This is a genomic window from Hyphomicrobium sp. DMF-1, assembly GCF_027886585.1.
Classification (GTDB): Bacteria; Pseudomonadota; Alphaproteobacteria; order Rhizobiales; family Hyphomicrobiaceae; genus Hyphomicrobium_C; species Hyphomicrobium_C zavarzinii.
The window spans coordinates 2,979,717-3,003,325 of the sequence record NZ_CP115706.1 but is presented as its reverse complement, the minus strand read 5'-3'; the positions used below and the strand labels follow the sequence as shown (position 1 = coordinate 3,003,325).

Here is a 23,609-nt window from a genome sequence, read left to right as displayed (position 1 = left end):
ACATTGAAATAACTATAAATACATTGGAGGGCCGCCATGAGCCGTTTCGAACCGTGGAGCGAAGAGCGCACGGTCGAGATCGTCGCTGATCACAAAGGGCTGGAGGGGCCGTTGATGCCCATTCTCCATGCTCTTCAAGAAGCGTTCGGCCACGTTCCGGAAGAGGCAACTCCCGTGCTCGCGCGGGAACTTAACCTCTCGCGTGCCGAGGTGCACGGCGTCATCACCTTCTATCATGACTTCCGCCATCAACTGCCCGGCAAGCACATCTTGAAGTTGTGCCGAGCTGAAGCGTGCCAGTCGATGGGATGCGAGAAGCTGGTCGAGCGCGCCGAGTCTCGCCTCGGCGTCGAATGCGGCAATACAACTCCTGACGGCCGGGTGACCTTCGAGGCCGTCTACTGCCTCGGCCTGTGCGCCACCGCCCCCTCCGCGATGATCGATGGCCGCATCGTCGGCCGTGTCGACGCGAACCGTCTGGACCAGCTCCTGAAGGAGGCCCAGTCATGACGCTTCGCATTTTTGTTCCGCGCGACGCCGCGGCAGTCGCATGCGGCGCAGACGAGGTTGCAACCGCGCTCGGCGCAGCCGCCAAAAAGGCCGGCGTGCAGGTTCAGATCGTCCGCAACGGCTCGCGCGGCATGCTCTGGCTGGAGCCGCTGGTCGAAATCGAGCGTGAAGGCGTGCGCTACGGCTTCGGCCCGGTCGCGCCCTCTGATGTCGAGAGCCTGGTCAAGGCCGGCATTCTGCAGGGCAAGCCCGTAGACCAGATCAAGCATCCGCTCTCGATCGGCGTCGTCGACGACCATCCCTATCTCAAGCGCCAGACGCGCCTGACGTTCGCGCGCTGCGGCATCACCGATCCCGTCTCGCTCGAGGACTACCGCGCCCACGACGGCTACAAGGGCCTCGAGCGCGCACTCGCGATGAAGCCCATCGAGATCGTGGACGAGGTGGCGAAGTCGGGCCTGCGCGGCCGCGGCGGCGCCGGCTTCCCGACCGGCATCAAGTGGAAGACGGTCCACGACACGCCGATGGGTCAGCAGAAGTACATCGTCTGCAACGCGGACGAGGGCGACAGCGGCACCTTCGCCGACCGCATGATCATGGAAGGCGATCCCTTCCTGCTGGTCGAAGGCATGACCATCGCCGGCATCGCGGTGGGCGCCACGCGCGGCTACATCTACCTGCGCTCGGAGTATCCGCACGCGGCGATCGCGCTCAACGCCGCCATCGACGCGGCGAAGGCGGCCGGATACCTCGGGCCCAGCGTCGCTGGCTCCCAGCACGCGTTCGAGCTTGAGGTGCGCATCGGCGCTGGCGCCTACGTCTGCGGCGAGGAAACGTCGCTTCTCGAGAGCCTCGAAGGCCGTCGCGGCCTCGTTCGCGCCAAGCCCCCGCTTCCGGCCCACAAGGGTCTCTTCGGCCAGCCGACCGTGATCAACAACGTGCTCTCGCTCTGCGCGGTGCCGTTCGTGCTCGCGGAAGGCGCGAAGGCCTACGCAGACTACGGCATGGGCCGCTCGCGCGGCACGATGCCCATTCAGCTCGCCGGCAACCTGAAGTTCGGCGGCCTGTTCGAGACGGCGTTCGGTATCACGCTGGGAGAGCTGGTGGACGACATCGGCGGCGGCACCCTGTCGGGGCGTCCTGTAAAGGCCGTTCAGGTCGGTGGCCCGCTCGGCGCCTATTTCCCGCGCGGCCTGTTCGACACGCCGTTCGACTACGAGGCCTTCGCCGCGCGCGATGGCCTCATCGGTCACGCTGGCATCGTGGTTTTCGACGAGACTGCGAACATGGCCAAGATGGCCCGTTTCGCCTTCGAGTTCTGCTCTGTCGAGAGCTGCGGAAAATGCACGCCGTGCCGCATCGGTTCGACCCGTGGTCGCGAGACGATGGACAAGGTGATGGCGGGCGTCGATACGGCCGCCAACTTGGCCGTCATCGAAGATCTGTGCAACACGATGAAATTCGGATCGCTTTGCGCTTTGGGTGGGTTCACCCCATATCCCGTTATGAGCGCGTTGACACATTTCCCTGAAGATTTCGGCCGGCCTGGCAAGAAGCTGGCCGAGGCAGCGGAGTAACCCATGAGCCTGATCAAAGAAACCGACTTCGGCACCCCGGCGTCCAAGTCCGAGAAGCTCGTGACGCTGACCATCGACGGCGTCGAGGTGACGGTGCCCGAAGGCACGTCCATCATGCGCGCCGCTATGGACATGGGCACCACCATCCCCAAGCTCTGCGCCACCGACATGCTGGAGAGCTTCGGCTCCTGCCGCCTCTGTCTCGTGGAGATCGAGGGCCGCAACGGCACGCCCGCATCCTGCACCACGCCGGTCGCACCGGGCATCTCCGTCAAGACGCAGACCCCGCGTCTTGCAGCCATCCGCAAGGGCGTGATGGAGCTCTACATTTCGGACCATCCGCTCGACTGCCTCACCTGCGCGGCCAACGGCGATTGCGAGCTGCAGGATATGGCCGGCGCTGTCGGCCTGCGTGACGTGCGTTACGGCTACGATGGTGCGAACCACGTCTTCGCAAAGAGCCGCGTCGACGGCGCGGCCAACGACCAGTGGCTGGCAAAGGACGAGAGCAACCCGTACTTCACCTACGATCCCTCCAAGTGCATCGTCTGCAATCGCTGCGTGCGCGCTTGCGAGGAGGTCCAGGGCACCTTCGCGCTCACCATCTCCGGCCGTGGCTTCGACAGCCGCGTGTCGCCCGGCATGAACGAAGCCTTCCTCGACAGCGAGTGCGTGTCGTGTGGCGCCTGCGTGCAGGCTTGCCCCACTGCCACGCTGATCGAGAAGCCCGTCATCGAGATCGGCCAGCCCGAGCATTCCGCCATCACCACCTGCGCCTACTGCGGCGTCGGCTGCTCCTTCAAGGCTGAGATGCGCGGCGAGGAAGTCGTGCGCATGGTTCCGTGGAAGGACGGCAAGGCCAACCGCGGCCACTCCTGCGTCAAGGGCCGCTTCGCTTACGGCTACGCCACCCATCCCGATCGCATCATGAAGCCGATGGTGCGCGACAAGGTCACCGATCCCTGGCGTGAGACCACCTGGGAAGAGGCGATCGGCCGCGTCGCATCCGAGTTCAAGCGCATCCAGGACAAGTACGGCCGCACCGCTGTCGGCGGCATCACCTCCTCGCGCTGCACGAACGAGGAGGCCTACCTCGTGCAGAAGCTCATCCGCGCCGGCTTCGGCGTGAACAACGTCGACACCTGCGCCCGCGTCTGCCATTCGCCGACGGGCTACGGTCTCAAGACGACTCTGGGCGAGTCGGCCGGTACGCAGGACTTCGACTCGGTCGAAGAGTCCGACGTCATCATGGTCATCGGCGCCAACCCCACGGACGCCCATCCCGTGTTCGGCAGCCGCATGAAGAAGCGCCTGCGTGAAGGCGCGAAGCTGATCGTCGTCGATCCGCGCCGCACCGATCTCGTCAAGTCGCCCCACATCAAGGCCGACTACCATCTGGCACTCCAGCCGGGCACCAACGTCGCCGTCGTCACGGCCATGGCTCATGTCATCGTGACCGAGGGCCTCCTCAACGAGAAGTTCATCCGCGAGCGCTGCGAGATCGACGCGTTCGAGGAGTGGAAGGCTTTCGTTTCCGAGGAGCGCAACTCTCCGGAGGCGATGGAGCAGTACACCGGTGTTCCGGCGGCTGACATCCGCGGAGCCGCGCGCCTTTACGCCACCGGCGGCAACGGCGCGATCTACTACGGCCTCGGCGTCACGGAGCACTCGCAGGGCTCCACCACCGTCATCGGCATCGCGAACCTCGCCATGGCCACAGGCAACTTCGGCCGGCCCGGCGTCGGCGTGAACCCGCTGCGCGGCCAGAACAACGTGCAGGGCTCCTGCGACATGGCCTCGTTCCCGCACGAGCTAACGGGCTATCGCCACGTCTCGGATACCGCGACGCGGACGCTCTTCGAGAAGGAGTGGAACTGCAAGCTCGATCCGGAGCCGGGTCTGCGCATCACCAACATGCTGGATGCGGCCGTCGAGGGCTCGTTCAAGGCGATCTACATCCAGGGCGAGGACATTCTCCAGTCCGATCCCAACACGCATCACGTCGCCGCTGGCCTCGAGGCCATGGAGTGCGTCGTCGTGCAGGACCTCTTCCTGAACGAGACCGCGCGCTATGCCCACGTGTTCCTGCCGGGCTGCACCTTCCTCGAGAAGGACGGCACCTTCACCAACGCCGAGCGCCGCGTGCAACTCGTGCGTCGCGTGATGAAGCCGAAGAATGGCTACGGCGATTGGGAGGTCACCCAGCTCATCGCCAAGGAGCTCGGCCTCGATTGGAACTACAAGCACCCGAGCGAGATCATGGACGAGATCGCGCGTCTGACGCCGACCTTCACCAACATCTCGTTCAAGCGCATCGAGGAGCTCGGCGGCTCGGTCCAGTGGCCGTGCAACGACGAGGCCCCCGAGGGCACCCCGATCATGCACATCGAAGAGTTCGTGCGTGGCAAGGGCCGCTTCCTGATGACGGAGTACGTGCCGACCGATGAGCGCACCGGACCGCGGTATCCGCTGATCCTCACCACCGGCCGCATCCTGTCGCAGTACAACGTCGGCGCGCAGACGCGGCGTACCGACAATGTCGTCTGGCATCCCGAGGACGTGCTGGAGATCCATCCGCACGACGCGGAGGCTCGCGGCATCAAGAACGGCGACTGGGTCGCCATCAAGAGCCGCGCGGGCGAGACGGCGCTCCATGCGCTGATCACCGATCGCGTGGCGCCGGGCGTCGTCTACACGACGTTCCACCATCCGCTGTGCCAGGCCAACGTCATCACCACGGACTTCTCGGACTGGGCGACCAACTGCCCCGAGTACAAGGTGACGGCGGTCGAGGTCTCGCGCTCGAATGGCCCGACCACGTACCAGCAGGAGTACGAGGAGTTCTCCGATCTCACCCGGCGCATCGTGCCGGCCGAAGCGGCGGAGTAGCTTCGATGGCGGAGACGTCTGCGCGCGTGCCCTCGCGCCGGGTGTCTAAAGCCCGCGTCGAGGACACACAGCGGCTCATCCCGGAAGAGGTGCCGGTGGCGCTCGTCTATGACGGCTCGACACATGCCGTCATGATGGCGACGCCGGCCGACCTCGAGGATTTCGCAGTGGGCTTCTCGGTGACCGAAGGGATCATCGCAGGCCGCTCCGAGATCCGGGAGATCGAGATCGTGGAGCAGGAGAAGGGCATCGAGGCGCGGATGTGGCTCGCGCCGCAGAGCGGGCGCAACCATGCCGCCCGCCGCCGCCGTATTGCCGGGCCGACGGCCTGTGGTCTCTGCGGCGTCGAGAGCCTGGATGCCGCCGTGCCGGAACCTCGGCGCGTCGGCAAGTCAGCTTCGGCGACTGCGGACGAGGTGCAGAAGGCCCTCGCCGCTATGCAGCCCCAGCAGACGCTCAACATCGCAACGCGGGCCGTGCATGCGGCGGCGTTCTGGGATTCGGCAAAGGGCACGATCGCGCTTCTCCGCGAGGACGTCGGACGCCACAACGCGCTCGACAAGCTCGTCGGCGCTGTGATGAGCGCTGGCCTGGATCCTGCGAAGGGCTTCGTGGTTCTCACGAGCCGCGTGTCCGTCGAGATGGTTCAGAAGGCGGCAGCGCTCGGCGTCGAGATCCTCGTCGCCGTGTCTGCGCCCACCGCGCTGGCTCTGCGCGTCGCCGAGACGGCCGGGATCACCCTTGTCGCTGTCGCGCGTCCCGACGCATTCGAGATTTTCACCCACCCTCATCGTATCGCACTTGCCGCGCAGCCTGGCGACGGCATTCGCCAGGAGACCCAAACGCATGCACTCCCCCTCTGACGCGCTCGTCCGTATGGCCAACGACATCGGCAAGTTCTTCCGCTCTCAGGGCGAGGAGCGCGCGGTGGTCGGCATCGCCGATCACATCCAGAAGTTCTGGGAGCCGCGCATGAAGAAGCAGATCTTCGAGCACCTGGACGAAGGCGGCGCCGGGCTCGATCCGCTGGCGCTGAAGGCGCTCGAGAAGCTCAAGTTCGATATGCGTGGCAAGCCCACGGCGGCCGAGGCAAAGGCCGCGATCGAGGCTGAGGCGCAAGCGAAGGCCGCGGGCGCCGGGCGCAAAAGCGCGCGCCGCTAAAACCCCGTCTCGCGCAGAACGTCCCGCACAGAGTTACGGGGCTTCGAACATATCGCCGGCCGCGGCGCTGCACAGGCAGCACCACCGCGGCCGGCAAATCTTTGTTACGACAGGACTGGCTCGCGCTCGGCGCCGGTTGGCGGACGGCCGATCTTGTCCAGCTCGTCGTATTCGGCCTCCGTGAACACGCGCGAGCGCGTCAGGAAGCGGACGCCCTCGGGGGCTTCCAGCGAGAAGCCCGATCCGCGGCCGGGCACCACGTCGATTATGAGATGCGTGTGCTGCCAATAGTCGAACTGCGCCGCGCCCATGTAGAACGGCTGCCCGCCGATCTCCCCCAGATAGACATCCTGCGCGCCGACGCGGAATTCCTTGCGCGGGTAGCACATGGGAGCGCTGCCGTCGCAGCATCCGCCCGACTGATGGAACAGCAGCGGACCGTGCATGCCCTTGATCTTCTCGATCATCGCGAGCGCTTCCGGCGTTGCCGAAACTCGTTCGACCATTGTGACCTCCTTCATGCCTCCCGACCGAGGCGCCTTGTTAAGCCGGCACCTTGTCCTCGGACGGTACCACAATCGCGAAGATGTCGCTCAACGCCGTCAGCGCGCCGTTGTGCAGCTCTTCGGCCGACAGATCGCCGCCCACGGGGTTCTTGAGCGAGCGCGTGGCCGTGGCATTGCCCACCACCGTCGTGCGGTAGCCGTGATTGAAGGCTGCCCGCGCCGTCGAGTTCACACATACATGGGTCATGAAGCCCGCGAGCACCAGGTCCGTAACGCCGAGGCGCTTCAATTCGGCGTCGAGATCGGTCTGCTCGAACGAACTGGGAAACGCCTTGGTGATGACCTTCTCGCCGGCGGCCGGCGCCACCACGTCGGCGATAGAGCCGATGTGCGCGCGCACGTCGTAGGGGCTGCCCGGTCCTGCATCATGCTGAATGTGAATGACGGGCGCACCGGAATCGCGCGCGCGCTTCAGAAGCTTGGCGCACTGCGCGAGCGCGGGCTCCACGCCTTCGAGCTGCATGATGCCCTCACGGTAGGTGTTCTGGCAGTCGATCAGCACGAGCGCCGATTGCGAGAGCGGCGCGGGCGTATCCGGCAGAGCGAGGAGCGAGCGGAGGGTAGGGCGTGTATCAGTCATCGGTTGGTGTCCTTGAATGGAAGTGAAGGCGGCGCGCCCGCCGCCAGGATTGCGTTCGCGTCCCAGACACGTTTGCTGGGATTGGCCCGTTTGCGCAACGTGAAGTGAACGCCGCGAGGCCCTTCGAGCGAAAAGCCCGGTCCCACTCCGTGCGCGACATCGAGAATGAGCGTGCTGCCACGCCAGTACTCGATCTCGCTCGTCATCAGGAAAAGAGGAACCTCGTCGATCGTTCCCATCAGCACGTCGCGGGCGCCAAGGTTGAGCTCGTCCGTCTTGAGGCAGATGACCGTGACCCCATAGCTCCCCGACACGTGAATGGTGAGGGAGCCATGCTCGCCTGTGAGCTCTGCGATCAGCTCTCGTGCGGCCTTGGTCGCGGTAAGCGTCGTCATGCCGGGCATGAGCTTTCGAAAGGCGCGGGCTTCCGGTGCCTGTTCCAAACAAAAACAGCGCGGCCTTTCGGCCGCGCTGTGATGGAAGGAACCGACTTCGGAAGGGCCGGCCAGACCCTAGAAGAAGCCCAGAGCTTTCGGGCTGTAGGAGACCAGCATGTTCTTGGTCTGCTGGTAGTGATCGAGCATCATCTTGTGCGTCTCGCGGCCGATGCCCGACTGCTTGTAGCCACCGAATGCGGCGTGAGCCGGGTAGAGGTGGTAGCAGTTGGTCCACACGCGGCCAGCCTGGATGGCGCGGCCGAAGCGATAAGCGCGGGTGCCGTTGCGGGTCCACACGCCCGAGCCGAGGCCGTACAGCGTGTCGTTGGCAATGGCGAGCGCCTCGTCATCGTCCTTGAACTTCGTGACCGACACGACCGGTCCGAAGATCTCTTCCTGGAACACGCGCATCTTGTTGTGGCCAGCCAGAATGGTCGGCTTCACGTAGTAGCCCTCGGACGCTTCGCCCGAGAGAATGTTACGCTCGCCGCCCGTCAGCACCTTGGCGCCTTCGTCCTGGCCGATCTTGATGTAGGAGAGGATCTTCTCCATCTGGTCGTTCGACGCCTGGGCGCCGATCATGGTCGAAGCATCGAGCGGATGGCCCTGCTTGATGGCCTCGACGCGCTTGACGGCGCGCTCCATGAAGCGGTCGTAGATGCTCTCGTGCACGAGCGCGCGGCTGGGGCAGGTGCACACCTCGCCCTGGTTCAGCGCGAACATGGCGAAGCCTTCGAGCGCCTTGTCGAAGAAGTCGTCGTCTTGATCGGCGACGTCGGCGAAGAAGATGTTCGGAGACTTGCCGCCGAGTTCCAGCGTGCACGGAATGATGTTCTCCGAGGCATACTGCATGATGAGGCGGCCGGTCGTCGTCTCGCCCGTGAACGCGATCTTGGCGATGCGCTTGTTCTGAGCGAGCGGCTTGCCGGCCTCGATGCCGAAGCCGTTGACGACGTTGATGACGCCCGGGGGCAGCAGGTCGCCGATGAGATCCATCAGCACCATGATGCTCATGGGCGTCTGCTCGGCGGGCTTGAGCACGATGCAGTTGCCGGCGGCGAGTGCGGGTGCGAGCTTCCAGCAGGCCATCAGCAGCGGGAAGTTCCACGGAATGATCTGGCCGACGACGCCCAGCGGCTCATGGAAGTGATAGGCGACGGTGTCGTGATCGATCTCGGCGATCGAGCCTTCCTGGGCGCGCAGGCAGCCAGCGAAGTAACGGAAGTGGTCGATGGCGAGCGGAATGTCGGCCGCCATGGTCTCACGGATCGGCTTGCCGTTGTCGAGCGTCTCGACCATGGCGATCAGCTTGAGGTTGGCCTCCATGCGATCGGCGATCTTGAGCAGCACTCCGGAGCGCGTGGCCGGAGAGGCGTTGCCCCATGCGGCGCGGGCCTTGTGGGCGGCGTCCAGCGCGAGTTCGATGTCCTCTGCCGACGAGCGCGCGACTTCGCAGAGCGGCTTGCCGGTGACGGGCGTCAGGTTGGTGAAATACTGGCCTTTGACCGGGGCCACCCACTGACCGCCGATAAAGTTGTCATAGCGCGGACGAATCCGGATCTGCTGGGAAAGCTCGTTCAGGGCTTGTTGGATCATGGGGGGCTCCTCCTCGAGGGTGCGTAATCCAGGTGTGCCGAGGCAGGCCTGGTTCTTTGTTATTCTGGCTAATATGCAGCTTAATTAGTGAGGCCGTCACGCTCCGTCTATACCACGAAGGTCTAGATCGTGGTGATTGCGATCAAGCTCCAGCCTGAGTTTCTTAGGCTCTTCGATTGTGAAAAGAATAAGTCGCGAATGATCGTCAGTTGCCATGCAGTTTTGTGCATGTGCTAACTGTAATCTCACTTACGGCGCGCGAGGCCGGGAGCCTGAAAGCAGACGATTTCGCCTCAAGCAATTCATCGTTCAACTTCGCGGACGCTTCGGAGCGTGCTTGGAACCACGCCGGATCAGGCAACCACTTTTCACCGGCTAGGTCTGGATGCGCCATGCCGGAGAAGCTCGTTCCTGAACTCGCCGGTTTTCAGAAACGCTAACGCGCAGCGTTGAGGCGGGCGAAGCCTGCGTCCAGGTCCGCGATGAGATCGCCCACGTCATCGAGACCCACATGCAACCTCAGCGCCGGTCCTTCCGCCGTCCACTGCGTTGCAGTGCGGTAGCGTTTCGGGTTGAACGGAACGATGAGGCTTTCGAAGCCGCCCCACGAATAGCCCATGCCAAAAAGCTCGATTCCGTCGAGCATGGCAGCCAGAGCCTTGCGCGGCGCGGGCTTCAGGATGATGGAGAAGAGGCCCGACGCACCGGAGTATTGCGTTTTCCACAGCGTATAACCGGGATCGGAGGGCAGGGCGGGGTGAAGCACGCGCTCCACCTCGGGCCGTGCCTCGAGCCATTCGGCGACCGCGAGGCCCGAGCGATGGTGGCGCTCGAGGCGAACGGCGAGCGTCCTGAGCCCGCGTAGCCCGAGATAGGTCTCTTCCGTGCCGGGGCAGCCGCCGAGCGTGGCACGCGCATCCTCGACGAGCTTTGCAGTGCGCGCGTTCGCCGTGATCGCACCCAGCATGGCATCCGCATGACCCACGATGTATTTCGTGGCGGCGTTGATCGACACGTCCACGCCGTGGTCGAGGGGACGGAAATAGAGCGGCGTCGCCCACGTGTTGTCCATCAGCACGGTGACGTCCCGTGCGCGCGCCGCCTGCACGATGGCGCCGATATCCTGCATTTCGAACGTCAGCGAGCCCGGACTTTCCGTGAAGATGACGCGAGTGTTCGGCTGAATGAGCTCCGCGATGCCACCCCCCGCGAGCGGGTCGTAATAGGTCGTCGCCACGCCGAGGCGCGCGAGCAGCGTATCGCAGAAGCGCCGCGTAGGCTGGTAGACGCTGTCCACCATCAGCACGTGATCGCCCGCTTTCACGAATGCGAGGATGGCGGTTATGACGGCCTGATACCCCGAGGAGGTGAGCAGGGTGCGCGCGCCGCCTTCGAGGCTGCAGATCGCCTCTTCCAGCGCGGCGGTCGTGGGCGTTCCGTGCCGCCCGTACTTGAACGGCTGCTCATCGTAAGCCTCGATGGCATCCAGCGTGGGAAAAATCACGGTCGAGCCGCGATAGACCGGCGGATTGACGAAGCCGTGCTGGCGGGCGGGGTCGCGCCCGCTGTGCAGGATCTCGGTTTCCGGACGCCGGGATTTGCCGGAGCCATCTTTCGGTTTCGTCATAGGTTCGGATCCCTCGGGCGGATCGGCAGGACGTGCCGTCCGAGCCGCCTTGAAAAGCAGCAGAAAATCATAAATCGGGCCGTGCGGAGATCGATCCGGCGCCACCTGCACGGGAGGGGTGAGCCGAGCGCCCTTTGACGCAAGTTTCCACTGTGGTCAAGGGCTTGACCATCCGGGCGCAACGCGGGATGTGTGACGGGCGGGATGCGTACGGCGCGGCCGCCCTTCGCGACCCACGCGACGGTACACGAAATGCCGGCGGGCCCGCCAGAGCGCTGGGTTTGCCGCCGACGTTCCACTGATCCGGAGGCCCCCACCCGTGACGCCTGATCGCCAGACGACCGATCTCGCGCACCCTAGGTCTCAGGGAGCGCGCGGGCTGGTCCTGGTCATGGCTGCCGCTCTGATGGGCCTGCCCGCGGCCTCCACGGCAGGCAACGCGTCGACGCTCGACGAGGTGCGCACCCGGGGGCATCTGGTTTGCGGCGTGACCGAGGGGATGCCCGGCTTTGCCGCCGTCGCCGCCGACGGCACCTGGGCCGGCTTCGACATCGATTTCTGCGGCGCCGTGGCCGCAGCCGTCCTGGGCCGCAAGGATGCGGTGAAGTACCGGGTCGTGTCCTCGGCAAACCGGTTCCAGGTTCTGACCTCCGGCGAGGTGGACCTCTTGCCTCGCGCCAGCGCCAGAACGCTTTCGCGCGACACCGAATACGGCGTGCGGTTCGTCGGAACCCTGTTCCACGACGGCCAAGGCTTCCTGGTGAGGCGCGGCCATGCGGTGGCGAGCGTGCTCGAGCTGTCCGGCGCCTCCGTCTGCGTCATGACCGGCACCAGCGCCGAGCGCGGCCTCGAGACCTACTTTCAGACCCGCAAGATGCGATACCAGCTCGTCGCATCCGAGAAGTGGGTCGACGCAGCGAAGGCCTACGCCGATGGCGCCTGCACGTTGTTGACCGGAGACATCACCACCCTCGCGGCCGAGCGCAGCCGCCTCGTCAATCCGGCCGAGCATGTGATTCTGCCCGAGCTGATCACCAAGGAGATGCTCGGCCCCGTCATCCGCCAGGGCGACGAGCAATGGTTCTCCATCGTCCGCTGGACCGTGGAGGCGCTGATCGCGGCCGAAGAGCTCGGCATCACCAGCCAGGGCATCGAAGGCCTGCGCAGCTCGAACAATCTGGATGTACGCCGCTTCCTGGGGCTCGAGGCGGATCTCGGTCAGCCCATGGGTCTCTCACGCGACTGGAGCTATCAGCTCGTGAAGCAGGGCGGGAACTACGGAGAGCTGTTCGATCGCAACGTCGGATCGAGATCCGCGCTTGCGCTTGAGCGCGGCCTCAACAATCTTTGGACGAGGGGGGGGCTTCTGTCCGCGGCGCCGCTGCGCTGAGGAGAGGCTGTTTGCAGATATGAGACTGTGATGAGGGAGAACCGCGCGTGAGCGTGAGCGTCGCAATGGCGGGCCTCGTGGTCGCCGTCATCGAGATCACCGGCCTCGCCGGAACACTTGCCCTTCTAGTTCCCATCGTCCTGCTCTTGATCGTCATCCTCAGAACGCGCCGGCCGCCAGAGCCGAGATCCGAAAAGGCAACCGCAGTGCTGCGCGCAATTCCATCCTCCGATACGCCCCCGGGCGAAGCCGCGCCCCGCGAGGACGCGTCCGCGGCCTTCGCGGAGGAGCGCGCGCTCGAGGCCGAGCCCATGGCGGCGGAGAGCGCGGATTGGCCAGAGCTCATCCGGGCCGCCGAGGCGGAGAACAACCAAGCCGCACTTGCGAGCCTCTATCTGTCGTTTGCGCGCGACGAGATCGCGGCAGGACGCGTCGATCAGGCAGCCGATCATCTAAGGTCCAGCGTCCGCTCGGCCGCAAAGAGCCGCTTCGCCGCCATCCAGGCCGAGGCGCGCCTCGAGCTTGCCGAGCTTGCGCGCGCGGCGGGAGACCTGACGACCGCGTGTGAGCACTGGCAGATCGCCCGCGCGCTCTTTCACGACCTCAAGCAGAAGGCGGAGCTCGGCGAGACCGAGAACCTGATGCGCAAGCACGGCTGCCCCACCGATTGGGTGCTGAACGACTTCTGAGAGCAGCCGGACTCAGGAATCCCTACTACCCACTGCCTACTGCCCCGTCACTTCATGATCAGCTCGACCTGCGTGGTCTCGCCATTCGAGAGCGCGATATCCCGCTGGAACACGCGGCCCTGTGATTTCGCGATCACCGTGTAGTTGCCGGGCGCGAGGATATGCGTCGGGAGTGCGCCGACGCTCTCCTTCACCTCATCGCCCTGCGGGGTCTGGATCGTCCACTGCGTGTCGGGCAGCGCTTCGCCGCCAGCCCGGTGCACGAGCTTGAGCGTGGCCTTCGCCGCAGAATGCGTAACGGTCGCTTCCGTGAGCTTGCCCGCTTCCACAGTGACGTCGCTGCGCACGACGGCGTTGCAGTCGCCGTAGGTCGAGACGATGTGATAGATGCCCGCATTGAGGCGAATGATGAGGTTCGGCTTGGCGGCTGACAGCACGAGCTTGCGATTGTCGGTCTGGTCGCGATCCGAATAGATCGCGTAGCTCACCGTGTTGTGCGGAGCGTCCGCGCCGGACACCAGCGCCTTGACGCGCAGGCCGCCCGCGTTGAGCACGAACTCTTCCATCGTCCCGTCTGCCGGTCCTCCCGGCTTTACGGAAATGCGCCGCGTGATGTGGGCCCGCCCGAACGCGGCGTTGACGATGTAGTCGCCCACCTTGAGCTTGAACGAGGGCCGCGCGTCCTGCTTGGTTGCGATCAGCGAAGTCTTGCCTTCACCGGCCGCATGGCCGTAGACACGCCAGGTGAGGCCCTCTTCGATCTCCTCGCCATCGGCCGTAAGCCGGGCCACCATCCGCACATAGGCTGTTTCCTCGCTCTGCTCGGGCCCGGAGCTCTCGCGGCCCGGTTGCCGAGAAGGAGTGCCTTGTCCGGGAGGTGCGACGTGCTCCTGCAGTCCCGTCAGCCAGTCAGCGGGCGATTGGGCTTGCGCGACGCCGGGCGAGAGGACCCACGCGAGGCTGAGCAGACCCAACGCCGCCGCGGTGAGCGGGCGGACGCGTGAACGGTGTTCCCTCATGATGGCCATGCGCATCGGGACAGACTTGCTCGGGTTTGGGAGTTGCGATCGCCGGATCACGCCGCGAGACCTTGGTTGAAGTATGGCACAGTCCCCCGACGCATCACGGCGAACCGAGCGAAAGCTCGCGCCGCTCCCCGGTTTTGAGATCGAAGGCCTGCTCGGTCCTTCGCTCGCCCCCGTCTGTCAGCAGCACGTAGCGCCCCGGCGCCAGCCGCGCGGACGTGGCCTCGCCTGGGCCGGAATGCAGGACCGTGCGTCCGCTGGCGTCCTTGATGCGCCAATGGCGCCCCTGTGCCGCGCTCGCGCCGACGGCGACCTCGCCCGATTCCAGCGTGAGCTGAACGCCGCCGCCCCGGCCGTTGGAAATGTCGACGGTGCCGAGCGCCTTGATATTGAGGCCGCTCACGGTCGCCTCCACCCGGTAACGCGCGGGCGGCAGCAGGAACGTTCCGGTCATCCCGTTGGCGCGTGCGATCTCGCGATGCGTCTGGTCCTCGCTCAGGATGCGGATCAGAACGGGCTGGTCTGCTCCGCCGCCGGCGTTGGCCGTCACCGTCAATTGCACGAGGCTGAAGGTCGCCACGTGCTTGACGACGTCGCCGGTTCCGAGCGCGATGCGGTCGCGCGTTTCGGCGACGCCCTGGCGGGCGACGACGTAGTAGGTTCCGGCCGGTAGCGTAAAGGCCGCCGCGGGATCCGCCGAGCGTGCCACCTCGCGCCGTCCTTTCCGCGCGTCGGGATCGTCCTCCTCGATCAGGTAGATCACGTCGGTCAGCGGCTGTCCGTTGGCGGCCGCAACGGCGGAAAGCTCGAGGCGCCCCGTGCCGAGCACCGGCGTCACATCCGCGCCCGCCCCTTCGGTGAGCGTTACTTCCGTCGTCTGCTCAGCCAGGCCATCCTGCACCCGCACGATGTATTGCCCAGCCGGAACCACCATCTCGGTATCGGCGGCGCGTCCGACCCAGAACGGACGCTGGCTGCCATCGGCGGTCTTGACCGAGATCGTCACCAGGGGATTGGTGAGCGGTGCGCCCGCCTTGTCGGCATGCGCCTTGATCTTCAGCAGTCCGGCTGCGAGCGAGAGCCGCGCGGCCGTCGGCTTGTCGGACGCGACCTCGAGCGTCTGCCGCGCGGAGGCCTGCCCGAAGCGCGCCTCGACAACATAGGAGCCGGGGTCGAGGTCCACCGAAAGCTCGCGGTTCTTGACCGACTTCAGCACTGCGTCCGGCTTGTCGGCCTTGGCGACGGTCCAGTGCACCGGAGCGGCGAGAGCGGGCGAGCCGGAGGCGAGCGAAGCGGAGAGGCGAAGGCCCGGCGCGCCCTCGGGGTTTGGTGGCGGGGCGGCCTTGGGAAGCGGCACGGCCGCGCCCGTTGCGGGATCGATCCGCTCGAGATTGGCGAGCGTCAGCGCTTCGGAGAGGCCGGCTGCGAGGCTTGTCGAATCGCGCGCCTCGATCACCTTGCCGTTGGTCGATTTGGCGACGCAGGCGAGCCGCTGAACGTCCGGCTTTTCGAGGCCGAAGCTGATCAGGAACACGCGCGTCTTGGCGTTGGCCTTGGCGATGTCGGCTGCAACCGCGCACGGGTCTTGCGCGCAATTGTCCATTCCGTCGTGGATCGCGATGATGGAGCCGGCTTCGCCGGGCTGGATCTGCTTGGCGGCTTCGCGCAGCGCCAGGGCCAGCGGCCCCTTGCCTTTGGGATTGAGCTTGTCGGCGATCGAGAGAATGCGCTCAGGCGGCCCGGCTTCCGGAGCGGCCAGCACCTCCACGTCGCTGCAATCGGCGCGCCGCCGCTGCCCGAACGACATCAATCCGAGGCGAACGCGCGGGGAGATGTCGGACAGGGATTGACGGAGTGCCCCGCGGGCGAGATCGAACTTGGAGGCGCGCTCCGTTCCGATGTTGCCCCACATGGAGCCGGACCCGTCGAGGATGACGATGGCCGGGCCTTCGGGAGCCGTCTGGGCGCGGGCGCCAGGGACAAAAAGCAGCAGCAACCCGAAAAACGGCAGGAGAGAAGGGGCCAGGCGGCGCAGGACCAGCATCGGGGAACGAATCCGTTTTGCTCAATCGCGATGGGGAGATTGTATCAGACGCGCAACTGCGATAGCGAGGCCGGCAAGCCCCACCCTTCGAATTTAAGTCTCAGGGAAGCATCTGCAATGAACGAAGCCCTTTTCGAAACCCTGGCAACCCGGCGCTCCGTGAAGCCCGACCGGCTCGAGGCCCCGGCGCCGTCGGGCGACGAGCTGCGCCGTATCCTGACCATCGCTGCCCGCGTGCCCGATCACAAGAAGCTGGTGCCCTGGCGCTTCATCGTGTTCGAAGGAGAGGCGCGCCAGGCGGCGGGCGAGCTGTTCGCGGCGGCTTGCGAGGCCGAGGAGAAGGAGCCGTCCCGCATTCGCCTGGAGACGGAGCGCAATCGCTTCATGAGAGCGCCCCTCGTGGTCGCCGTCGTGTCCCGCATCGTGCCGCGCCCCGGCGCGCCAGAATGGGAGCAGACGCTCTCGGCAGGCGCCGCCGCCTTCAGCCTCTGCCTTGCCGCCAACGCGCTGGGCTACGGAACCTCATGGCTCACGGAATGGGTGGCCTACAGCCCCACGGTGAAGAAGGGCCTGGGCCTTGGCGAGAACGAGCGCATCGCGGCCTTCGTGCACATCGGAACCCCGAAGGAGAAGCCCGAGGAGCGCGAGCGCCCGAACCTCGACGACATCGTCAGCCACTGGAAGCCGGCGTCCTGAGACGCCCGCGGCCGTGCGCGCAGGCACGGCGGCGGATCAGTAGCGGAACTGCTCCGCCAGGATCCGTTCGTCCAGGCTGTGGCCGGGGTCGAACATCATGAAGAGGTCGATGGTGCGGGCCTGCTCGATCTCGACCTTCACGACGTTGCGCATTTCGATGGCGTCGGCCACCGCGCTCACGGGCCGCTTGTCGGATTCGAGCGCGGTGACGCTGATGCGGGCCTTGTTCGGCAGCAGCGCCCCGCGCCAGCGCCGCGGCCGGAAGGGGCTGATCGGTGTGAGCGCCAGAAGCTGCGCGTTGATCGGCACGATCGGCCCGTAGGCGGAAAGATTGTAGGCGGTCGAGCCTGCGGGCGTCGCCACCAGCACGCCGTCGCAGATCAGTTCCTCCATCCGGACCGTGCCGTCGATCGAGATCTTGAGCTTCGCCGCCTGGAACGTCTCGCGGAAGAGAGACACCTCGTTGATGGCGAGCGCCTTGCTGGCCTTGCCTTGCGCATCGTAGGCAACCATCGACAGAGGATGAACGCGGCTGATCTCGGCCTCGGCGAGACGCTCGAGAAGCCCGTCCTCGCGGTACTCGTTCATCAGGAACCCGACCGACCCGCGGTTCATGCCGTAGATCGGGATCCTGTCGTTCATGAAGCGGTGCAGCGTCTGCAACATGAGGCCGTCGCCGCCGAGCGCGACGATGGCGTCCGCCTCGCGCGGCTCCGCCGAGCCATAACGCGCCGAGAGCCGCGCCAGCGCGTCCTGCGCCTCGGCCACTTCGCTTGCGACGAATGCGATCTTCTCGAACTTGCTTTTCGATTTGGCCATGATGATTTGAAACGCGTCGCTGCGGAGGTGGGGTCCGTTGGCGGCTCGCCGCCTTTCGGCTTGAAGCAGCGGTTGGGGATCGCCGGGGCAGGCGCTACACTCGAAAACCTGGATCGCCCGGACAGGGAGGCTCGCCTACTTGCAGGAAAACGACAAGGCCGTTCTCGTATATTCGACATTTCCCTCGCTTGAAACCGCGGAGGAATGCGGGGGTGCCCTCGTGGATGCCGGGCTCGCGGCCTGCGTCAACATCCTGCCGGGCATGGTGTCCCTCTACACCTGGAAGGGCGCCCGCCACCGGGACGCGGAGGTGGTGATGATCATCAAGACGCGGCGCTCGCTGTCCGCCCGCGTGATCGAGGAAGCCCGCCGCCGCCATCCTTATGAGAACCCGGCGTTGATGGTGCTGCCGGTGGAGGACGGCTCTCCCGACTTCCTGGCATGGATACTCTCTCAGACCCAGACGCAATCCCCTGGTAATCCGGGGGATTGAAAGCTGGACCGATCAGAAGCCTGCGCGGGCTACATCCGCCCGAGCGGATGCTCGAACAGGCGCTGGACGTGGCGGTAGTTGCTCATTCGCGCAGGCGCCGCGCGTGCGGACTTCGAGCGTCCGCTGCTGGCCGCCTTGTTGCGCCGTGCCGGGGGAGCGTCGAAGGAATCGAACGAGGTCTTCGCGACCTTCGCAGTCAGTGCCGCGGTGTCCTCGCCGAGCCCGCCGGGACCCGGCAGCGCTTCGAGCGCGGCGGTCCGCTCCAGGTGCCCGGATGTCACGGCCGAGACGCCCGTGCCGCCGGGCCAAGCGCCTCCGAGCGTGTCCGCGTCGTCCGGCTTCGGGCCGCCGATGCTCATGCGGCCATAGAGCGGCGGTTTGCGGGTCGTGGAGGCGTCGGCGACCACGGGCTCCCACGTTGCGTCGGCTTCCTCCTCCGCGATCGCGAGCCGCTGTGCCCCGTCGTTCACGGCCTTTCCGCCCTGCGCGACGAGCGTCGTCGGCTGGCAGCGGCCGCTTTCCGTGAAGCTCTGGCCCAGCGGGCACGACGGGCCGCAGACCGGCTCGTTCTGCGCGCGCAGCAGCGACAGCATGAAGACGTCGGGCTCCCGCGTCGGCAGCGAGGCGTTCACGCGGTCCATGAACGTGAGGATTGCGCGCTTGGAGCCACCGCCCCACCGCCCGTCGACGTCACCCAGATAGCAGCCCACGCGTTTGAGCTCGCGCTGGATGTCGCGGGCGAGCGCCACCCGCGGCGTGTCGCCGGCCGTGGCCTTGTCTTGTGAGGGAGCGCGCCCTTCTCGGATCACTGCGCTCTTCCATGTGGAGGCGGTGACCGGCTGCGGCGCGGGCACCGGGGCGGCAGGAACAACGTCGAGCGGGGCCAGCTTATGCGCCAGATAGTCGAGCACCGCAGCCCTCGGCCGTTCCGCCAACAGCAGCCGCTCGCCCGGTGAGAAGGCGGCCAGCCGGGATTGCGGCGCCCGCTCGTGCTCGGATGCCAGCACCACGGTGGCTACCGGCGGGGGCGCGACGACGCTGACCGCGCCGGGATCTGCAAAGGAACGGGAGAGACTGGCCTCCCCAGGGAAGAAGGTGTGGGCGCCGAATACAAGGCCAGCGGCTAGAATTGCATAGCTGATGTACCACCGCATGAAACGACACTCCCGAACACGGACGCCACGAGACAACATCCGGGACGCACGGTGCCGACCAGGGAACCACCCTCGTCAGCGGACGCCGGCCGGCTGGATACGCCGTCAACGCACCATTCATGCCGGCACCCATCCTCGCGCCGATTTTGGAAGTCTAACAAATCGAGGCCCGCGCGGCCATGCTGAACGATGCATCGCCCACGCAAAATCTCGATGTCGGTTTCTGGGCCGTCTCCCGGCGCGGCCCTCGATAGGGCGCCTGAATTTTCTGCTGGCGCGTGTCCGGAACGAGACGGCGGCCTGTCGGATGTCAGCCGCTTTCAGCCTGCGGTGAAGGCTGGGGGTAGTCTGTGGATTTTCAATGCAAATCTGCGGACAACCGGTGCATAAGGGCGCCGCATCTTGTGGATGAGAATCAGCGTGCAAATGAGCCACATGTGATGCACTTCGGCATTGCCTCTGCGCGCAGATCATCTAGCAAACTGATTCTCTTAATAAAAGGTAGACGGCTTTCACTCGAATCGCAGTAGCCTCCCCGTCGAGGGATGTGTTCTGCGTAATCGAGGCTCACGTGAGCTTCTGTTTTGCACATTGGCATCGAGCGGCGGTGTCCCCTGTGCACAAGCCAGAAGTCACGGTGAGCGGGTTCAGCTCATGTGCGCTCGCCGCAGGGGGAGTGCCGGTCGGCCTGATGGACTGCCTTGGGGGGCAGTTCTAGCTCAACGGGCAAGAACGGTACGCTGCTTGGTCGGGCGCCAGTACGGGGTCGGAGCTGGCCGGTCTGCTTACCCTCCAGATCAGCAGACTGCACGAGGCTCGTTTCGCCTGCCAATCGGGCAGTGCGCGCGAGTCGACAATGGAGAGGGCAATGAAAATACGACATGCTCTAGGCGTGTTCGGAATTCTAGCTGCCGGCGTACTACTCGCCGTGTCAGCAGCTATGAATTGGCGTTTTGGTTTCAGCCTCGGTCGAACTGAGTTCGACGGACAGATCTATGGTGCGGCCAGCGTCGCAGCAGACTGTCTCAAGGCGCTGATCCCATTCTTCTTCTTCGCCGCAATTCGAAACAAGATGTGGTCGCAAGCAGCGGCCTCTGCCATCGTCGGCCTCGTGGTCACGGCTTACTCGCTGACCTCTGCGCTCGGCCATGCCGCGCTGAACCGGTTCGATACGACCGGTCACCGCGCCGTCGAAGCCCAGGTCTACAAGGACCTGCGTGGCGACCTGAAGCGGGCACAGGACCAGCTGTCCTGGATCCCGCAGCACCGTCCGGCAGCCACCGTGCAAGGTGAGATCGATGGTCTCAAGAACCAGCGCGCCTGGACGTTCACCAAGGCCTGCACGGATGTCACTGGCAAGGTCGGTCGCGACTTCTGTCAGAAGTACCACGGTCTGACCGCCGAGATGGCCTCTGGCCAGCAGGCGCAGACCCTCGAAGCCCGGATCGCAGAGATCCAGGGTAAGCTCGGCAAGACCGATGCAATGACGGTCATGGGCGAGGCGGATCCGCAGGCAACCGTGCTTGCGAAGCTCTCCGGCCTCAGCGTCGATCAGGTTCAGATGGCGATGACTATTTTTATCGCTCTGCTCCTTGAGATCGGCTCTGGCTTCGGCATGTACATTGCCTTCAGCCAGTGGCGCCTCTACGACCGTGAAGCCCCTGCCGCGCCCAAGATGGCGACGGTACAGAGCACCGCTGCGGCAGCGGTGGCAGCCCCTCAGCAGGCGGCTGTGGCAATCAGAAAGCCGCGTTTCGGAGCCAACGACAATCGCTCGTTGCCGCCGAATAAGCTGCTGGTCCCCGAAACGGACGTCCAGCGCTTCTACAAGGAGAGCGTCGACAGTCAGGACGGACACACCGTCTCAGCGACATCACTCTACGAAGCCTACTGCGTATGGTGTGAAGAACGACAGAAGGAGCCTCTAGCACTGCCGACCTTTGGTCGCGAGATTGCCGAGTTCGGAATACAGAAAGTCAAAAAGAAGGATGGTGTCAGATACGTTGGCATCGCACTGAAATCCGATCTCGAACTCGAGGAGGATAAGAAGCTGCCGGCCTACCGCGCAGAAGCTGCCTAGAAATAGGCAACGGATTTAGAAAGGGCCCCGAAACGGGGCCCTTTCGCATTTCTGGAAGCCGTCCCGGAATCGGGGCGGCTTTTTTGTTTTTTCCAGCCCGGTAAAGTTTCGGCGAAATGGACCGGAAAACAGGCGTCGGGAAGTAATTCCGATAACACGCAAGTAAATCCCAGCCAAAGTAGGGAAGTAGTCTCGAACTGAGGTGGGAAAAACAGGAAGTTAGGCCTTAGACGATGGTCTAGGGATACCAGTAAATACATCAGAGTTTCGCCAAAAGGCGAATGGACATCTGTTCCAATTTTTTGATTTGTGCAGATGAGGCGGCGAAATATATCGCCTCTGATAAAATTAAAATGGGAGAAACGCCATGCAACGTAGACACCCCCTCCGGGGCGTCAACGCGACGCTTTTCGCTGCTGCATCGACTTTCGCGCTCGCCGCTTTTGCCGGTAGTTTTGTGGCCAACGCCGAAGCACCTGGCAGCAAGCCTGTTTCGTGGGAAGACATTCTCAACGACGAGAAGACGACGGATGACGTCGTGAGCTGGGGCATGGGCGTTCGCAACCATCGCTACAGCACCCTCGACCAGATCACGGTCGACAACATCGCCAATATGAAGCCCGCTTGGTCGTTCTCGTTCGGCGATGAGAAGCAGCGCGGTCAGGAGACCCAGGCGCTGGTCCATGACGGCGTCATCTACGTGACCGCCTCGTACTCGCGCGCATTTGCGCTCGACGCCAAGACCGGCAAGCGTCTCTGGACGTATGCTCACCGCCTGCCGGACGACATCCGTCCCTGCTGCGACGTCGTCAACCGCGGCGGCGCGCTCTACGGCGACAAGTTCTACATGGGCACGCTCGATGCAGGCATCGTCGCGCTCGACCGCAAGACCGGCAAGGTCGTGTGGAGCAAGAAGTTCGAGGACCACACCGCTGGCTACACGATGACCGGCGCGCCGAGCATCGTCAAAGACCAGAAGACCGGCAAGGTTCTCCTCATTCACGGCTCGTCGGGTGACGAGTTCGGCGTTGTCGGCCGCCTCTATGCGCGCGATCCCGACACCGGCGAAGAGATCTGGATGCGCCCGCTCGTCGAGGGCCACGTTGGCCGCTTGAACGGCAAGGAGTCGACCCCGACCGGCGATCCCAAGGCGCCGTCGTGGCCGAACAACAAGGAAGGCAAGAAGGTCGAGGCCTGGAACCACGGTGGCGGCGCCCCCTGGCAGACGGCAACGTATGACGAGAAGACCAACACGATCGTCATCGGCACCGGCAACCCGGCACCCTGGAACTTCCACTACCGCTCGGGTCCGAACGGCGACTGGAAGCCCTACGACAGCCTCTACACGTCGGGCCAGGTCTACATCGAGCCGTCGACGGGCGAGCCCGTTGGCTTCTTCCAGCACACGCCGAACGATGCGTGGGACTACTCGGGCAACAACCCGATCACGCTGTTCGAGATGGAGAAGGATGGAAAGACCATTCGCGCCGGCGCCCACGCCGACCGCAACGGTTACCTGTTCATCACCGACCTCGACAAGCTGACCGCACGAGACGGCAAGATCTCGAAGCAGGCCGGCTCCGCGCTCGGCATCTATCCGTTCGTTCCCAACATCTCTTGGGCGACGAGCTGGGATCTCGCAACCGGCCGGCCGAACGAGGTCGAGGGTCAGCGTCCTCCGGCGCCGGCCGAGGGCGAGACGAAGGGCAAGGTCATCAAGGTCACCCCGAACTTCCTCGGCGGTACGAACTGGATGCCCATGTCCTACAACCAGGAGACCAAGCTCTTCTACATCCCGTCCAACGATTGGTCTGAGGACTACTGGACCGAGAACGTCACCTATAAGAAGGGTGCCGCCTACCTCGGCCAGGGCTTCCGCATCAAGCGCCAGTTCGACACGCACGTCGGCGTCCTCCGCGCCCTCGATCCGACGAACGGCAAGATCGTTTGGGAGCACAAGGAAGAGATGCCGCTGTGGGGCGGCACGCTCACGACCAAGGGCGGTTGGGTGATGACGGGCACGAGCGACGGCTTCGTGAAGGCCTTCGATGCGAAGACCGGCAAGGAGCTGTGGAAGTTCCAGACTGGCTCGGGCGTCGTATCGCAGCCTGTCACCTGGGAACGCGACGGGAAGCAGTACATCGGTCTCGCGTCGGGTTACGGCGGTGCTGTTCCGCTGTGGGGCGGCGACATGGCCGACCAGACCAAGCAGGTGAGCCAGGGCGGCTCGTTCTGGGTATTCGAGGTGCCGCGTACCACGGCATCCGCCGAATAAA

General features: G+C 65.0%; 20 protein-coding genes. 11 read left to right on the top strand and 9 right to left on the bottom strand.

Going from position 1 to position 23,609, the window contains the following annotated elements:
• Positions 1–36 precede the first annotated feature (36 nt).
• Genes PE058_RS13800 through PE058_RS13780 form a run of 5 tightly spaced genes read left to right on the top strand, consistent with a single transcriptional unit; the run spans position 37 to position 6,137 of the window.
• Positions 37–510 (top strand): formate dehydrogenase subunit gamma, encoded by a 474-nt coding sequence (locus tag PE058_RS13800; RefSeq protein ID WP_020086345.1) that lies wholly within the window; start codon positions 37–39, stop codon positions 508–510.
• Positions 507–2,087, top strand: coding sequence for a formate dehydrogenase beta subunit (locus PE058_RS13795; RefSeq protein WP_271028654.1), 1,581 nt, complete (start codon positions 507–509; stop codon positions 2,085–2,087). The genes PE058_RS13800 and PE058_RS13795 overlap by 4 nt, the downstream gene beginning before the upstream one ends.
• Before the next feature lie 3 nt (positions 2,088–2,090).
• Positions 2,091–4,976 (top strand): formate dehydrogenase subunit alpha, encoded by a 2,886-nt coding sequence (gene fdhF, locus PE058_RS13790; RefSeq protein ID WP_020086347.1) that lies wholly within the window; start codon positions 2,091–2,093, stop codon positions 4,974–4,976.
• Between the two features lie 5 nt (positions 4,977–4,981).
• Entirely contained in the window at positions 4,982–5,839 is an 858-nt protein-coding gene (fdhD, locus tag PE058_RS13785) for a formate dehydrogenase accessory sulfurtransferase FdhD (protein WP_020086348.1), read from the top strand.
• Positions 5,823–6,137 (top strand): formate dehydrogenase subunit delta, encoded by a 315-nt coding sequence (locus PE058_RS13780; RefSeq protein WP_020086349.1) that lies wholly within the window; start codon positions 5,823–5,825, stop codon positions 6,135–6,137. Before fdhD ends, PE058_RS13780 begins: the two co-directional genes overlap by 17 nt.
• Positions 6,138–6,241: 104 nt before the next feature.
• Here the strand turns inward: PE058_RS13780 and PE058_RS13775 are convergent, their stop codons facing one another.
• The 5 genes from PE058_RS13775 to metC all read right to left on the bottom strand — a co-directional run bounded on the left by PE058_RS13775 (position 6,242) and on the right by metC (position 10,943).
• Positions 6,242–6,643 (bottom strand): DUF779 domain-containing protein, encoded by a 402-nt coding sequence (locus tag PE058_RS13775; RefSeq protein ID WP_026868098.1) that lies wholly within the window; start codon positions 6,641–6,643, stop codon positions 6,242–6,244.
• Between the two features lie 37 nt (positions 6,644–6,680).
• On the bottom strand, positions 6,681–7,283 hold the full coding sequence (locus PE058_RS13770) for a cysteine hydrolase family protein (RefSeq protein WP_020086351.1): 603 nt from the start codon (positions 7,281–7,283) through the stop codon (positions 6,681–6,683).
• Complete coding sequence (locus PE058_RS13765) at positions 7,280–7,678, bottom strand: DUF779 domain-containing protein (RefSeq protein WP_271028653.1); 399 nt, start codon at positions 7,676–7,678, stop codon at positions 7,280–7,282. The genes PE058_RS13770 and PE058_RS13765 overlap by 4 nt, the downstream gene beginning before the upstream one ends.
• A 117-nt stretch (positions 7,679–7,795) precedes the next feature.
• Positions 7,796–9,316, bottom strand: a complete 1,521-nt coding sequence (gene adh / locus PE058_RS13760) for an aldehyde dehydrogenase (protein WP_020086353.1) — start codon at positions 9,314–9,316, stop codon at positions 7,796–7,798.
• Between the two features lie 436 nt (positions 9,317–9,752).
• Positions 9,753–10,943, bottom strand: coding sequence for a cystathionine beta-lyase (gene metC / locus PE058_RS13755; RefSeq protein ID WP_271028652.1), 1,191 nt, complete (start codon positions 10,941–10,943; stop codon positions 9,753–9,755).
• 319 nt (positions 10,944–11,262) lie between these two features.
• Here metC and PE058_RS13750 point away from each other — a divergent pair, with 319 nt between their 5' ends.
• Both PE058_RS13750 and PE058_RS13745 read left to right on the top strand, forming a co-directional pair.
• A complete protein-coding gene (locus PE058_RS13750; protein WP_245257674.1) occupies positions 11,263–12,333 on the top strand; it encodes an amino acid ABC transporter substrate-binding protein in 1,071 nt (356 codons plus the stop codon).
• Positions 12,334–12,380: 47 nt separating this feature from the next.
• Positions 12,381–13,022, top strand: a complete 642-nt coding sequence (locus PE058_RS13745) for a hypothetical protein (RefSeq protein WP_271028651.1) — start codon at positions 12,381–12,383, stop codon at positions 13,020–13,022.
• Positions 13,023–13,069: 47 nt separating this feature from the next.
• Here the strand turns inward: PE058_RS13745 and PE058_RS13740 are convergent, their stop codons facing one another.
• The gene (locus tag PE058_RS13740) at positions 13,070–14,041 is read right to left on the bottom strand and encodes a hypothetical protein (RefSeq protein ID WP_271028650.1); all 972 of its coding nucleotides are present in this window, start codon (positions 14,039–14,041) and stop codon (positions 13,070–13,072) included.
• A 103-nt stretch (positions 14,042–14,144) separates the two neighbouring features.
• Positions 14,145–16,091 carry a vWA domain-containing protein gene (locus tag PE058_RS13735; protein ID WP_271028649.1) on the bottom strand — a complete coding sequence of 649 codons (1,947 nt, stop codon included), beginning with the start codon at positions 16,089–16,091 and terminating at the stop codon, positions 14,145–14,147.
• Positions 16,092–16,208: 117 nt separating this feature from the next.
• Between PE058_RS13735 and PE058_RS13730 the strand changes: the two genes are divergently transcribed.
• Positions 16,209–16,787 carry a nitroreductase family protein gene (locus PE058_RS13730; protein WP_020086359.1) on the top strand — a complete coding sequence of 193 codons (579 nt, stop codon included), beginning with the start codon at positions 16,209–16,211 and terminating at the stop codon, positions 16,785–16,787.
• A gap of 36 nt (positions 16,788–16,823) precedes the next feature.
• Here the strand turns inward: PE058_RS13730 and PE058_RS13725 are convergent, their stop codons facing one another.
• A complete protein-coding gene (locus PE058_RS13725) occupies positions 16,824–17,606 on the bottom strand; it encodes an NAD kinase (RefSeq protein WP_020086360.1) in 783 nt (260 codons plus the stop codon).
• A gap of 139 nt (positions 17,607–17,745) precedes the next feature.
• Here PE058_RS13725 and cutA point away from each other — a divergent pair, with 139 nt between their 5' ends.
• The gene (cutA, locus tag PE058_RS13720) at positions 17,746–18,099 is read left to right on the top strand and encodes a divalent-cation tolerance protein CutA (protein ID WP_020086361.1); all 354 of its coding nucleotides are present in this window, start codon (positions 17,746–17,748) and stop codon (positions 18,097–18,099) included.
• 29 nt (positions 18,100–18,128) lie between these two features.
• Here cutA and PE058_RS13715 read toward each other — a convergent pair whose 3' ends face one another.
• Positions 18,129–19,253 carry a peptidoglycan-binding domain-containing protein gene (locus PE058_RS13715; protein WP_271028648.1) on the bottom strand — a complete coding sequence of 375 codons (1,125 nt, stop codon included), beginning with the start codon at positions 19,251–19,253 and terminating at the stop codon, positions 18,129–18,131.
• Positions 19,254–20,121: 868 nt separating this feature from the next.
• Here PE058_RS13715 and PE058_RS13710 point away from each other — a divergent pair.
• Entirely contained in the window at positions 20,122–21,333 is a 1,212-nt protein-coding gene (locus PE058_RS13710; protein WP_245257675.1) for a primase-like DNA-binding domain-containing protein, read from the top strand.
• 367 nt (positions 21,334–21,700) lie between these two features.
• Complete coding sequence (locus PE058_RS13705) at positions 21,701–23,608, top strand: methanol/ethanol family PQQ-dependent dehydrogenase (protein WP_020086364.1); 1,908 nt, start codon at positions 21,701–21,703, stop codon at positions 23,606–23,608.
• Position 23,609 lies beyond the last annotated feature (1 nt).